The organism is Kitasatospora purpeofusca (assembly GCF_034043715.1).
GTDB classification, from domain to species: Bacteria; Actinomycetota; Actinomycetes; order Streptomycetales; family Streptomycetaceae; genus Kitasatospora; species Kitasatospora purpeofusca_A.
In genome coordinates this window covers 84,370-97,605 of the sequence record NZ_JAXCLC010000005.1, presented here as the reverse complement: position 1 = coordinate 97,605, position 13,236 = coordinate 84,370, and the positions used below count along the sequence as shown (strand labels likewise).

Genomic DNA, 13,236 nt, shown 5'->3' with positions numbered 1-13,236 from the left:
CCGGCTCGAACTTTCGCCTACCCGGAAACAGGCAGGGCGGTCCCGGTGACCGCGATGGTGCCCTGGGCGATCGCGCAGAGCGTCTGGTTGCCGTCGGAGTCCAGCACGAACAGGTCGCAACGGCAGACGACCCGGGTGCGGCCGGGGCGCACGACCTGGGCGTGCGCACGGAGCACCGCGCCCTGGGCGGGGCGCAGGTAGTCGATGGTGTAGCCGGCGGTCAGCACTCCCGGGCCTGCGACCGTACCGGCGGCGAAGGTCAGCGCATTGTCGGCGGCGTAGCTGAGAACACCGCCGTGGACGAAGCCGTTCTGCTGGCGCAGTTCCTCGCGGACGTCCAGCTCCAGAGTGGCCGCGCCGTCACCGAAGGCCGTCAGCCGGGCGCCCAGGTAGATGCTGAAGGGCTGGGAGGCCAGTGCCTTCCGGGCGAGGGCCAGCTCCGGGAAGTAGGTGTTCACCACGACCTCGTTTCACTAGTGGACTGAGCATCATGTCGTGCGCCCCGGCCTGTCAAGATCGGCTCGTGCCGCCTGAGTCCGACCACCGCACGACCACGTCGCCGGCCCGGACAGGGTGACCGGGCCGACGACGTGGGGGCGGAGCGGTCAGGCCGCGGTGGTCAGGCCGCGGTGGTCAGGTCCTTCACAGGGGAAGGGGTGCGGATGGTGAGCACGGAGGCGAGAGCACCGACGGCGGCGAGGGCGGCGGCGCCGAGGAAGGCGGCCGAGAAGCCGTTGGTGAGAGCTTCGGGGCTGCCGAGTTCGCGGGAACCGTGGGCCGCGGCGACGGCGGTCATCGCGGCCAGGCCGAGGGCGGAGCCGATCTGGTAGCTGGTGTTGACGATGCCGGAGGCGAGCCCGCCCTCGGCCGGGTTCGCAATGGTGAGCGCGGTGCCGAGCGAGGGGATGAAGGCGAGCGCCATACCGGCCGCCGCAAGCAGCGAGGCGGGCAGGACGTCGACGGCGAAACTGCCGTCCGGGCGGGCGAAGGAGAGCCAGAGCATGCCGCCGGCGAGGGCGAGCAGGCCGGTGACGATCAACGGCTTCGGACCGAAGCGGGCGATCAGCCGGGGCGCCAGGACGATCATCATCAGCATGATGGCGCCGGTCATCGGCAGCAGCGCCGCACCCGAGGCGAACGCCCCCAGGCCGAGCACCTGCTGGAGGTAGAGGTTGAGGAAGAACCACATCGGGATCCAGGCGGCGGCCATCAGCAGTTGGGCGAGGTTGGCGCCGGCCAGGTTGGGGCTGCGCCAGATGCCGAGCCGCATCAGCGGTTCGCGCCGCCTGGCCTGGAGGGTGACGAACGCGGCGATCAGGAGGACGCCCGCGGCCAGCACGAGCCAGGTGCTCGCGGAGCCCCAGCCGGTCTCCGGGGCGCGGACGACGGCGTAGACGGAGACGGCCAGCCCGGCGGTGACGGTGAGCGCGCCGAGCCAGTCGACGGAGCCGCGGCGCGCGGTGGCGGCGGGCATCACGCCGGGGGTGGCGAGCAGGACGCCCAGCGCGACCGGGATGTTGATGTAGAAGACCCACTCCCAGCTGAGGTACTGGGTGATCACGCCACCGAGGAACACGCCCGCCGTCCCGCCGGCCGGGGCGGCCGCGCCGTACAGGGCCAGCGCCTTGCCCAGCTCCTGCGGACGGGCGCCGAAGAGGGTGATCAGCAGGGTGAGCGCGGCCGGGGCGATCAGTGCGGAGCCGGCGCCCTGCACGGCGCGTCCGACGAGTTCGACCCAGCTCTGCGAGGCCATGCCGGCGATCAGTGAGCCGATCGCGAGGACGGCCCAGCCGGTGGCGAACAGCCGCTTGGCGCCGAACAGGTCGGAGAGCCGCCCGCCGAGCAGCAGTAGCCCGCCGAACGCCACGACGTAGGCGTTGAACACCCAGGAGAGGTTCTCCGGCGAGAACCCGAGTGCGGTCTGCATCTCGGGCAGGGCCACGCCGATGATCGAGGTGTCCATGATCACCATGAACTGGGCCAGGGCGATGAGCCCGAGCGCCGTCCAGCGGCGCGGTGAGGGTGGTGCTCCAAGGGCGGGCATGGTCGCTGACTCCTCTGTGAGGTACGGGTGTGGCGTGATGGGGAGGGGGTTTCGGCCGGACGTGGGGTTCAGTGCTGGTGGCCCGTGCCGTGGCCGGCGGGCGGCGCGGTGGTGGCCGGAGCAGTAGTGGTGGCCGGAGGAGTGGTGGTCGCCGGAGGAGTGGTGGTGGCCGGAGGAGTGGTGGTGGCCGGAGGAGTGGTGGTGGCCGGGACGGTGAAGGCCGCGGTGTGCACGGTGTCCTGGTGCTTGAAGTCCAGGAAGAGCCGGTAGTCGCCGGTGCTGGGGGCGGTGGTGGTGAAGGAGACGGCCGGGCCGCCGGTGCTGCCCTCGCCGTCGGGGTGGACGTGGAGGTAGGCGAGGTCACCGGCGCGCAGTGCGACCAGGTGGCCGGCCGCGCCGAGGTAGGGCTGGAGGTCGGTGACGGGCCGACCGTCGCGGCTGACGCCCAGGGTGAGCTGCCCGGTCCGGCCCGGGGTGAGGTCGCCGTCCAGGGTGACGGTGTAGCCGTCCACGGTGACGCTCCGTCCGGTCCGAGGCAGCGGGGCCGGGCGCAGGTCGCCGGCGGCGTGCAGGTCGGCGCCCAGGGTCAGGCCCTCTGCGGCGTCGGCCGGGGTGAAGTCGGCGAACACCCGGTACTCGCCGGCGGCGGGCAGGGCGACGGGCGCGCTCCAGGTGCCGTCGGCGGCGCGGACGGGGTGCAGGTGCTGGAAGGTGGCGAGGTCGCGCGGGGCGACGATCAGGTGCAGCTCCTTCTCGTGCGCCGGGCGGTAGTCGGTGACCGGCCGGCCGTCGGGGCCGAGTATCCGGAACCGCAGCTCGGTCGGCGCGCCGGCGGTGACGAAGGAGTTCTCCAGGCCGAGCGTGTAACCGCGTTCGGAGACCTGGAGACCGCCCGGCAGGTGCTCGGCGGGAGCGGCGGCTGTGGTCTGGCCGGCAGCGCCGGGCACGTGCCCGGCGTGGGCGCCGGTACCGGCCTGCCCCGCCGAAGGCGTGCCCTCCCCACTGGCATGGCCGATGCCGTACGAGGCGCCGAAGACGGCGGTGACGCCGGCGACGAAGGCGGTGATCCTCAGGGCGGTGTTCATGACGGACTCCTTGCGGTGGGGGGAGAGAGCGACCGGGGGATCAGGCACTCGGCAGGCGGGCGGTCGCCTGGGGCCTCGGCGCCTCCGACGCTTCGGATTAGATACCCCCTGGGGGTATACCGTCAAGGCGGGCCGGCCAACCGGCGGGAGTTCCAATCAAGGGTTGCGGCGACATACCCCCCGGGGGTACAAAGGAGATTACCGCGTGGCGATACCCCCACGGGGTACTGACCCCCCAAGTCGAACTCACTACGGAGGAACCCATGGGCTGCTGCTCCACCGACGGAAGCTGCTCCACCACCGCCACCGTCGAGACATCACCGGCCGCCACCACCGTCTACACGGTCGCCGGGATGACCTGCGGCCACTGCGAACAGGCCGTCGGCAAGGCGGTCTCCGCCCTCGCCGGCGTCACCGCCGTGCGCGTCGACGTGCCGGCCGGCCTGGTCACCGTCTCCGCCGAGGCCGAGTTGGACGACGAGGCCCTGCGTGCCGCGATCGACGACGCGGGCTACGAGCTGACCGGGCGCGCCTGACTCGGTGGGGCCGCCGCGGTCCGGCGGCGACCCCGCCCCCACCCTTCGCCCGCACCACGGGCGCTACCCGAGGAGCTGCAATGACCACCACCGTTCCCGCCTCCACCGAGGTGGAACTCCAGATCGGCGGCATGACCTGCGCCTCGTGCGCCGCCCGGATCGAGAAGAAGCTCAACCGCATGGACGGCGTCGAGGCCACGGTCAACTACGCCACCGAGAAGGCCAAGGTCGTCGTCGCGGACGGAATCGAGGTCGCCGACCTGATCGCCACCGTCGAGGCCACCGGCTACACCGCCGCCCTGCCCCGGCCCCCGGTCGCCGACCCGTCCGGCGAAGCCGCCGAAGCGCCGGACGAACTCGCCCCGCTGCGGCAGCGGTTGACCACCGCGCTCGCCCTCGCCGTCCCCGTCATCGCGATGGCCATGGTGCCGGCGCTGCAGTTCGACAACTGGCAGTGGCTCTCGCTCACCCTCGCCGCGCCCGTCGTCACCTACGCCGCCTGGCCGTTCCACCGGGCCGCCTGGACCAACGCCCGGCACGGCGCGGCGACGATGGACACCCTGGTCTCGCTCGGCACCGGCGCCGCGTTCCTCTGGTCGCTCTGGGCGCTGTTCCTCGGCCACGCCGGCATGCCCGGCATGCGGCACGGCTTCGAGTTCACCATCGCCCGCAGCGACGGCTCGTCCAACATCTACCTGGAGGCCGCCGCCGGCGTCACCGCCTTCATCCTGGCCGGCCGCTACTTCGAGGCGCGCTCCAAGCGCACCGCCGGCGCCGCACTCAAGGCACTGCTCGAACTCGGCGCCAAGGACGTCACCGTGCTGCGCGGCGGCGCCGAGGTCCGCATCCCGACCGCCGAACTCGCCGCCGGCGAGCTGTTCGTGGTCCGCCCCGGGGAGAAGATCGCCACCGACGGCGTGGTCGAGCAGGGCGCCTCCGCCGTGGACGCCTCGATGCTGACCGGCGAGTCCGTGCCGGTCGAGGTCACCGTCGGCGACCCGGTCACCGGTGCCACCGTCAACGCCGGCGGCCGGCTCGTGGTCCGCGCCACCCGGGTCGGCGCCGACACCCAACTCGCCCGGATGGCCAAGCTGGTGGAGGACGCCCAGAACGGCAAGGCCGCCGCCCAGCGGCTCGCCGACCGGATCTCCGCCGTCTTCGTACCGATCGTGATCACCCTGGCCCTCGCCACCCTCGGCTACTGGCTCGGCACCGGCGAGGGCTGGAGCGCCGCCTTCACCGCGGCCGTCGCCGTGCTCATCATCGCCTGCCCGTGCGCCCTCGGCCTCGCCACCCCGACCGCGCTGCTGGTCGGCACCGGCCGCGGCGCCCAGCTCGGCATCCTCATCAAGGGCCCCGAGGTCCTGGAGAACACCCGCCGCGTCGACACCATCGTCCTGGACAAGACCGGCACCGTCACCACCGGCCGGATGACCCTGCTCGCCGTCCACACCGCCGAAGGCGTCACCGAGACCGAGGCGCTGCGCCTGGCCGGCGCCCTGGAACACGCCTCCGAACACCCCATCGGCGCGGCCGTCGCCGCCGCGGCCGCCGAACGCCTCGGCACCCTGCCCGCCGTCGAGGGCTTCGAGAACCTTCCCGGCCTCGGCGTCCAGGGCGTGGTGGACGGGCACGCGGTGCTGGCCGGCCGCGAGCAGCTGCTCGCCGACTGGTCCCAGCACCTGCCGGAGCCGCTCGCCGAGGCCAAGCGGAAGGCCGAGGCCGCCGGGCGGACCGCGATCGCGGTCGGCTGGGACGGCGAGGCCCGGGCCGTCCTGGAGGTCGCCGACGCCGTCAAGCCCACCAGCGCCGAGGCCGTCGCCCGGCTGCGGGCCCTCGGACTGACCCCGATACTGCTCACCGGCGACAACGCCGCCGTGGCCGCGTCCGTGGCCGCCGAAGTCGGCATCAGGCCGGAGGACGTCATCGCCGAGGTACTGCCCCAGGACAAGGTCGCCACCGTGCAGCGACTCCAGGCCGAGGGCCGGGTCGTCGCCATGGTCGGCGACGGCGTCAACGACGCCGCCGCCCTCGCCCAGGCCGACCTCGGCCTCGCCATGGGCACCGGCACCGACGCCGCCATCGAGGCCGGCGACCTCACCCTCGTCCGCGGCGACCTGCGCTCCGCCGCCGACGCCATCCGCCTCTCCCGCCGGACCCTGGCCACCATCAAGGGCAACCTCTTCTGGGCCTTCGGCTACAACATCGCCGCCCTCCCGCTGGCAGCCGCCGGCCTGCTCAACCCGATGATCGCGGGGGCGGCGATGGCCTTCTCCTCGGTCTTCGTGGTCGGCAACAGCCTCCGCCTCCGCACCTTCCGCTGACATCCGAGAGCTCGAAAACCCCTGTGCCCGGCATCGTCCACGCGCTGCCGGGCACCAGGGCGCACCGGCCCGGCCGATCCACCCGCCTACGCGCCGTTCAACACCGGCCCGGAATACGTGGCCGTGCTGAGGTCGATTCTCGGCGGGTGACCGTGCCGGCTCGGCAGGAGATGCTGGTAGACACACCGGCCGCTCGACAACCCGCAGCCCACCAGGAAGCGGCAGCGCCCACCCGAGTCGGACAGTTGGGACATGCGGGATCGGGAGACACGGCTCGATGGACTCCCGGTCCGCGTCGGTGAGCCGCGCTCGCGTCACGCAACGCGGTCTGCCGAGTCAGGACCCGCGGCAAGGGTGAAACCCACAGATTGATCACGCCCGAACACGAGCCCTAGTTGGTGGTGATGTCCGGAATCCCGGTGGGGGCAGGGACGGGTTCGAGGGTGAAGGTCTGGCCCGTGGAGGTTGTGGCACAGGGGAGTTGGAGCACCGAGGCGCCCGGGGTGGCGATGCCTCCGGGGACGGTGACGCACGCGTCGGTGTGGGCCGGCCGGATCAGGTAGGCGCCGGAGCCGTCCGGCGACGGGCGCAGCCTGAACCGTTCGGCGGTGCCCCGGCGGCCGCAGTAGTCGTTCATCAGGGTGGCGCCCTCGGTGAGCAGTCCGGAGTCGACCCCCAGGCAGCCGTGGCCGAGAACGGGATGGAGCGAACGGATCATGTAGAGGCCGTCGGCCCAGGGCTCCAGGACGTAGGTGGGCACGGCGCCGGCGCAGTCGACCTGCGTCACCCGCCCGCCGCTGCCCTGGACGGCCGACTCGCCCAGACACAGGCCCGATCCCGTTGGCCGGATCCGGTACGCCCCGGCGGCGAGCGGGGGCGGATCCTGGGCGGCGCTTCCGCGGGGTGCGGCGGTGCCGGGGGAACGGGCGGGGCCGTTTCGGAGCGCCAGGACTCCCGCCACCGCGCAGAGCACGGCCAAGAGGGCCCCGAGCAGCGCTGCACTCCGGGGCAGCCGCCGCGAGCCGGGCACCGGCGGAGGTGGTGGGGCGGAGGTGCTCGGTCCCGCCCCACCGGTGTCGCCGGTCTCCTCCCTGCCCGATACCAGGCGGGCGCGTGCCTCCAGCCAGGCGGCCGGAGGTCCCTGGTGGCCGCAGGCGAGGAGGAACGCGCGCAGCACTTCGGGCCTGGGCAGTTGGTCATGGCGCAGAATGGCGGCCACCGTACTGCGCGGGAGCGTCTCGCCGAGTTCGGCGGCGCGGATCTCCAGGGCGCGGTAGGTGAGTCCGGACCGTTCCCGCAACTCCCGCAGCATCGCCACGAACTGAGCCGCGTTATGGGCGCGCGCCGGATCGGGGGACGGCGGAGGAGAACTCATCCCGCGATTCTTGCGGAGCACCGCGGGCAGAACCATCGCGATTTGAGCCGTTCATGACCAACGATCCCGGGGCGGGTGTGCCTAGTACCAGGCGGTGCCCCAGCCGGAGCACTCGACGACCTGGCTGCCGTTCAGCGAGCAGACCTGGAAGGTGAACTGGTCGCCGGACTTCATGCCGGTGTTCGGGGACTGGTTGGCGGACTGGCCGTTCGAGCCGCTCTGCCAGCGGTGCCAGAGCGTGCCGGTGAGGGTGGAGTTCACCTTCCGCCAGACCACCCTGGCCACGGTGGTGTCGTCGGCCCGGTTGTCCCAGAGGCGGAAGGTGTCGGTCTCGCTGATGTACTCGACGCCCGCGAGGTTGTTGGTGGTGCGCAGGGCGGTGGTCTTGGCGGCGGCGGGCGTCACCGCCAGCGTCACTGCTGCCAGGGCTGCTGCCGCGGTGACGACGATGCGACTCGGGTTCTTCATCGGGTGCTCCTCGATCGGGGCCGGTGACATCGGCATGACTGCCGTGGTGGGCGCTCCCAGCTTGTGAACCGGCGTGGGGGCAGGTCAACGGCGCTCGCCCGTCCGGGACATGGCGCGGCGGGCCGGCGGTCCGTGGCCTTGCGCGTCCCGGTCCGTCCGGGACGCGTCCGCTCACCGGGCCGGGTGCCGTGAGAGCGCCCTCGCGCCCTCGCGCCGTCGGGCCGGTGCGGCGGTCGGCTCTGCCGCCACCGCGCTGTCCGTCCCGGACAGCGCGGACACCGCTGGTCAGTGGCCGGGCGGCTGTCCACGGCTGTCCGGGACGGCTGATCTCCTTGCCCGGCCGCTCCTAGGTGCCGGTGGCGTCCGTGATGCCGGCGCGGCGCGCTGCCGCGTCGTAGGTGTAGGCGAGGGCGGGGGTGCCTCACCGAGGTGAGGCACCCTGCGGCGTCGTAGGCGTAGCGGGTGACGCGGCCGTTGCCGTCGGTGCGCGAGATCCTGTTGCCGGCATGTGAGCCCTCGCGGGCTGATCAAGGCGCACGGCCGGGTCACCGACTACAGGGCCGCGTCCACGCTGTGCAACGCGCTGAACGACGCCGTCCCCTTCTGGCGGCTGCGCTACAACCCGGCCAAGCGCTCCGTCCCGCCCGAGCCCCGAGCCGCCGAGCGCACCTGCTGGACCCCGGAGGAGGCCGCGACGTTCCTCCACCACAAACGCCGTGCGGTACGCCGACCAGCTCACCGACCTCTTCGAGGTCATCCTTGGTACCGGCATGCGCCGCGGCGAGGTCCCGCCCTGCACTGGGAAGACGTCCACCTCATGGACCGCAAGCTCTTCGTCCGCTGGACCCTCGCCGCCGTCAACACCAACGGCCCGGCCTTCGGCCGGCCCAGGACCGAGGCCGGCCGAGCCTGGATCAGCCTCTCCCCCAGAAAACGGGAATTTCGGGGCCGCGCCGCCCGACAGCCTATTATTGGTCCCTGGGCCTGCGGACCTGATCCCCGGCTCACCAGGTACGGAGAGGCGTCACCCGGCCTGCTGCCGATGCGTACCCGAGGAAACACGTGAGCACCGTACAGTCAACCCCCGTCCCGCAGGTCCTTCATGAGGCCGGCCGCCGACGGACCTTCGCTGTGATCAGCCATCCGGACGCGGGCAAGTCCACGCTCACCGAGGCGCTGGCGCTGCACGCGCGGGCGATCACCTCTGCCGGTGCGGTGCACGCCAAGGGTGACCGACGCGGCGTGACCAGCGACTGGATGGAACTGGAGCGCGAGCGCGGTATCTCGGTGACCTCGGCCGCACTGCAGTTCGGCTATCGCGGCCACGTGATGAACCTGGTCGACACCCCCGGCCACGCCGACTTCTCCGAGGACACCTACCGGGTGCTGGCCGCCGTCGACTGCGCGATCATGCTGGTCGACGCGGCCAAGGGCCTGGAGGAGCAGACCCGCAAGCTTTTCGCGGTCTGCCGCCATCGCGGCGTCCCCGTGATCACCTTCATCAACAAGTGGGACCGGCGCGGCCAGGATGCGCTCACCCTGCTCGAGGACATCGAGACGCACCTCGGGATCACCCCCGTCCCGGTCGTCTGGCCGGTGGGCAGCGCAGGCAACCTGCGCGGCCTGGTCGAAGCGGGGAACACCGAGCAGATGCTGCGCTACACCAAGGTGCCGGCCGGAACGCACGCCGCCCTCGAGGAGCAGCTCACCTCCGAGAAGGCCGCCGAGCAGGAGGGCGAAGCCTGGACGACCGCGCTGGAGGAGCTGGAGCTGGTGCTCTCGTCCGGCCCCGGCTACGACCAGGAGGCCTTCGAGGCCGGCAAGATCAGCCCGGTCTTCTTCGGCGCCGCGCTGACCAACATCGGTGTGAAGCTCCTGCTGGACGCCGTGGTCGACCTCGCTCCGGCTCCCGGGCCCCGCCCGCTGGCCAAGGGCGGCAGCCGCGAGGTCGGCGAGGAGTTCTCCGGCCTGGTGTTCAAGATCCAGGCGAACATGGACCCGGCCCATCGCGACCGGATCGCCTTCGTCCGAGTCTGCTCCGGCGTCTTCGAGCGCGGCATGCACGTCACCCGGGCGGCCAGCGGCCGCTCGTTCGCCACCAAGTACGCGCACACCGTCTTCGGAGCCGAGCGCACCGTGGTCGACACCGCGTACCCCGGCGATGTGGTCGGCCTGATCAACGCGAGCGCGCTGCGGGTCGGCGACACCCTCTTCACCGGCAGGAAGATCGAGTTTCCCCCGCTGCCCGCCTTCGCGCCCGAGTACTTCGCGGTGGCACGGCCCAAGGACATCAGCCGGTCCAAGCAGTTCCGCAAGGGCGTCGCCCAACTCGACGAGGAAGGCGTGATCCAGGTGCTGGTCTCCGACCGGCGTGGCGACCAGGCGCCGGTCATGGCCGCGGTCGGCCCGATGCAGTTCGATGTGATCCTGCACCGGATGGAGCACGAGTTCTCTTCCCCGATCGCCCTCGACCAGCTCCCCTACCGCGTGGCCCGGATCACTGACGCCGACGGCGCCGCTGCCCTGGCCAAAGCCCGCCTGATCAGCGGCGAGGTGCTCACCCGCCGCTCGGACGACGTGCTGCTGGCCTTGTTCGCCGACAAGTGGCAGCTGAACGCCTTCCAGCGCGCCAAACCCGACATCCTGCTCCAGCCGCTGATCGCCACGGCGGACTGATCGCCGACCTCTCGGCCCGGCGGCCGCCGTCGACGAGCTGCTGCGCGGCCTGCTCGGGCGGCCGGGCGGCCGGCCGGCCGCAGTCGATCGGCGAGCCGGGCCGCGCGCTCACCACGGCAGCCGAAGGCCGACCGCTACCCGCTAGCCGGCTGGGCCACCGACGTCGGCCGCACCGAGGACGTCGGGTGGCGCCCGGCCCGCCCCGCGTTGCTCGAGGCCGTCGGACGCCACCACCACACTCACCTGCTCGCGGCCACCACCACGGTCAGCGCCGGCCGCCGCCGATGCGGCGGTCGTCGGCCAGTGCGGTCAGCGGGCCGTACTCGCAGGCAAGCTCGTTCCACGTCAGAACCTCGCCACAGCGGGCCGGGAACTCCTTCGGGTTGAACCCGGGCATGGTCCAGGTGCCAGTGCCCCGGTCCCGCAGCCACAGGTCCCCGTCACCGTCGACCACAGTCGGCGGGACCGGCACAGGCTCGGCCTGATCGATGGGCTCCCAGGTGACCCGGCCCGGGTGGGAAACGCGGCGCAGCTCGGTGGTGGCCAGCCGCGCGACCAAGTCACGGGTGGACTCCTCGGCGTCCTTGACCGACGCGAGTCGGAATGCGTCGTCGAGTACGGGCAGGGCTGGATTCTTGCTGCGCTTTGAACTCATACGCTGACTTACCTCCGGTGGGGGGCGTCACATCCGTTGTGGCACCCCGTAGAGGAACACGGTATCCGAGGCGGGAGCCAGGCCGGCTACGCCCCTTCAAGAGCGCCTTTTCCTCCGACCCCCACCGGCCTGGTCCTGCTTGGCCCAGCTCCGCAGTCCCTCGGGGCTCACGCCTGTCAGCGAACGCGGCAGGCTCCCCGACGGCGGTCAGCTGGTCTCCCCGCCGGCGGACACGGAATCTCCCCCGTAGCGGACAGGGGCCGTTGCGGCTGCGAAGGAGTCCTACCGGGCCGGGAACCGCAGGGTGTTCAGACCCTGGATCCCGAAGCCGGCGATGTGGATGCAAAGGGACTGGGGAGAGGGCCCACGCACAGCCTCCCGGCGCACGAGCCTGTGGTGCGCGTGGCCGGCCTGGTCCCGGTTCCGCGTGGTCATCCCGGTGTTCGACAAGCTCGACAAGCTCGACAACGGCAAGATCCACCTCCGCCGGCCCAAGACCGAGGCCAGCCGCGCCTGGATCAGCCTCTCCCCAGAGTCATGACCGCCCTCCACCGCCGGGTGGTATCTCCGGAAGGTGGCGGCCGGGGCCGGGGAACGTGGGTGGGGGCCGTGTGGCGCAGTTTGGGGCGCGCGGTGGGTGGTGGGCGGTCAGCATGGGCGCCAAGGCGGGCCACTGGAGCCGCGCCGTTCGGACACGAATCAAGGAAGTGTGTTGTGCGCAAAGCAGCAGAATCTTCGGCGCGAGGTCGGCGGCCGGCCCGGCGCGGGTGGGGCGGATCGCGTGCGGTGGCCGTGAGTGGGGCACTGGTCCTCGGCTGCGCCTGCCTGTGCGGTTCCGCGACGGCCGCCGCGCCAACTGCGGAGGGGACGCGAGTACGTGTCGCCGGCGAGCAGGCGTTCACGGCGTCGGGGTCGTTCACCGTGCCCGGGGACGTCACGCAGGTGCAGGTGTACACCTGGGGCGGTGGCGGGCGCGGCGGCCCGGGTGCGGGCGGTGCCGGCGGTGCCGGTGGTGGCGGGGGCGGGGAGAGCGAGCCGATCTCGTCGTCACGGGTCGGCGGTGGCGGTGGTGGCGGCGGAGCGGGTGGCAGCGGTGGTGGCGGGGGCGGGGGCGGTACCGCGGGAGGCTATGCGGCGTGCACGCTCGCGGTGACGCCGGGAACCGTGCTGAGGGTCATCATCGGCGCGTCGGAAGGTACCGGCACACCCGGGAGCGGTGGTGCCGGTGGCCTCGGCGGCGCGGCGGGAACACTGGTCACGAGCGGGTTGCCCGGTGGGCCCGGCGGTGCGGGCTGGAACGCCGGTACGTCGTCTGTCGGTAGTGGCGGCCCCAGCGGCGTAACCCTTGTCAGTGGGGGTGGCAAAGCCGTGCTGGCCGGCGGCGGACTGCCGGGCGGTCTCACCGTGGGTTCGTCGGAGTCGAGGGGCGGTTCCGCCGGCGACGGAGGAGGCGGCGGCGAGAACGGCAAGATCAGCCAGACCGGCGGCGCCGGCGGGGCGGGCGGCCAAGCAGGGGCAGGCGGAGCAGGCGGCCTCGCCAGTTCCTCCGGCGGAAGAGGGGGCCAGTGCCTGGGAGGTACCGACGCCGTGTTCGCCAAGGGGACTGCCTCCGCGATCGGCGGCAGCGGTGGTACCGGCGGCGCGGGTGTGACCGGCGGTCGGGGAATCGTCGGCAGGGGCGGTGCGGGTGAGGCCGGTGGCGAGGGCGGTTCCGGTGGCTCCGGTGGTGCGGGAGGCGCGGCGCCGGTCGGCGCGGTCACCGCGCCCGCCGGCACCGCGGTGGGCGGCACGGGCGGTTCCGGTGGCGCGGGCGGCAGCGGCGGCCGGGGCGGCGACGGCGACACCCCCGGCGGGGACAACGACACCCCCGGCGCTGCCGGCACCCCCGGCGCTGCCGGCACCCCCGGCACCGCCGGCCAGGCCGGCATGCCCGGAGGCAGCGGCTACGCCTTGATCACCTGGTAGTAGGCAGCAGGCCCGGACCACCCGACGGTCCGGGCCTCAAGCCTGCCCCGGGATCGCACTGTCCCCCGGTGTGGCCGAGCGGGATCGGTACGAGGGCCTCCCAGGTGA

Annotated in this window: 10 protein-coding genes; 4 read left to right on the top strand and 6 right to left on the bottom strand. The window is 72.9% G+C overall.

Going from position 1 to position 13,236, the window contains the following annotated elements:
- Positions 1 to 17: 17 nt before the first annotated feature.
- The 3 genes from SM793_RS04230 to SM793_RS04220 form a co-directional block, all read right to left on the bottom strand.
- Entirely contained in the window at positions 18 to 458 is a 441-nt protein-coding gene (locus tag SM793_RS04230) for a PaaI family thioesterase (RefSeq protein WP_320436618.1), read from the bottom strand.
- Positions 459 to 619: 161 nt separating this feature from the next.
- Positions 620 to 2,044, bottom strand: coding sequence for an MFS transporter (locus tag SM793_RS04225; RefSeq protein ID WP_320436617.1), 1,425 nt, complete (start codon positions 2,042 to 2,044; stop codon positions 620 to 622).
- Positions 2,045 to 2,112: 68 nt separating this feature from the next.
- Complete coding sequence (locus tag SM793_RS04220) at positions 2,113 to 3,129, bottom strand: hypothetical protein (protein WP_320436616.1); 1,017 nt, start codon at positions 3,127 to 3,129, stop codon at positions 2,113 to 2,115.
- 263 nt (positions 3,130 to 3,392) lie between these two features.
- On the opposite strand from SM793_RS04220, the gene SM793_RS04215 reads away from it, so the two are divergent.
- Together SM793_RS04215 and SM793_RS04210 are read left to right on the top strand one after the other, a co-directional pair.
- Positions 3,393 to 3,665, top strand: coding sequence for a heavy-metal-associated domain-containing protein (locus SM793_RS04215; protein ID WP_320436615.1), 273 nt, complete (start codon positions 3,393 to 3,395; stop codon positions 3,663 to 3,665).
- 80 nt (positions 3,666 to 3,745) lie between these two features.
- A complete protein-coding gene (locus tag SM793_RS04210) occupies positions 3,746 to 5,989 on the top strand; it encodes a heavy metal translocating P-type ATPase (protein ID WP_320436614.1) in 2,244 nt (747 codons plus the stop codon).
- A 391-nt stretch (positions 5,990 to 6,380) separates the two neighbouring features.
- Here the strand turns inward: SM793_RS04210 and SM793_RS04205 are convergent, their stop codons facing one another.
- Together SM793_RS04205 and SM793_RS04200 are read right to left on the bottom strand one after the other, a co-directional pair.
- Positions 6,381 to 7,364, bottom strand: coding sequence for a helix-turn-helix domain-containing protein (locus SM793_RS04205; RefSeq protein ID WP_320436613.1), 984 nt, complete (start codon positions 7,362 to 7,364; stop codon positions 6,381 to 6,383).
- A gap of 81 nt (positions 7,365 to 7,445) precedes the next feature.
- Positions 7,446 to 7,832 carry a hypothetical protein gene (locus SM793_RS04200; RefSeq protein WP_320436612.1) on the bottom strand — a complete coding sequence of 129 codons (387 nt, stop codon included), beginning with the start codon at positions 7,830 to 7,832 and terminating at the stop codon, positions 7,446 to 7,448.
- Between the two features lie 1,062 nt (positions 7,833 to 8,894).
- On the opposite strand from SM793_RS04200, the gene SM793_RS04195 reads away from it, so the two are divergent.
- Positions 8,895 to 10,508 (top strand): peptide chain release factor 3, encoded by a 1,614-nt coding sequence (locus SM793_RS04195; protein WP_320436611.1) that lies wholly within the window; start codon positions 8,895 to 8,897, stop codon positions 10,506 to 10,508.
- A 265-nt stretch (positions 10,509 to 10,773) separates the two neighbouring features.
- On the opposite strand, the gene SM793_RS04190 is transcribed toward SM793_RS04195, so the two are convergent.
- Positions 10,774 to 11,163 (bottom strand): hypothetical protein, encoded by a 390-nt coding sequence (locus SM793_RS04190; protein WP_320436610.1) that lies wholly within the window; start codon positions 11,161 to 11,163, stop codon positions 10,774 to 10,776.
- 1,587 nt (positions 11,164 to 12,750) lie between these two features.
- Between SM793_RS04190 and SM793_RS04185 the strand changes: the two genes are divergently transcribed.
- Entirely contained in the window at positions 12,751 to 13,128 is a 378-nt protein-coding gene (locus SM793_RS04185; RefSeq protein ID WP_320436609.1) for a hypothetical protein, read from the top strand.
- Positions 13,129 to 13,236: the final 108 nt, after the last annotated feature.

Coding starts and splice junctions, on each gene's coding strand:
- SM793_RS04215 (WP_320436615.1), top strand. CDS start 3,393: ATGGGCTGCTGCTCCACCGACGGAAGCTGCTCCACCACCGCCACCGTC.
- SM793_RS04205 (WP_320436613.1), bottom strand. CDS start 7,364: ATGAGTTCTCCTCCGCCGTCCCCCGATCCGGCGCGCGCCCATAACGCG.
- SM793_RS04200 (WP_320436612.1), bottom strand. CDS start 7,832: ATGAAGAACCCGAGTCGCATCGTCGTCACCGCGGCAGCAGCCCTGGCA.
- SM793_RS04220 (WP_320436616.1), bottom strand. CDS start 3,129: ATGAACACCGCCCTGAGGATCACCGCCTTCGTCGCCGGCGTCACCGCC.
- SM793_RS04210 (WP_320436614.1), top strand. CDS start 3,746: ATGACCACCACCGTTCCCGCCTCCACCGAGGTGGAACTCCAGATCGGC.
- SM793_RS04225 (WP_320436617.1), bottom strand. CDS start 2,044: ATGCCCGCCCTTGGAGCACCACCCTCACCGCGCCGCTGGACGGCGCTC.
- SM793_RS04190 (WP_320436610.1), bottom strand. CDS start 11,163: ATGAGTTCAAAGCGCAGCAAGAATCCAGCCCTGCCCGTACTCGACGAC.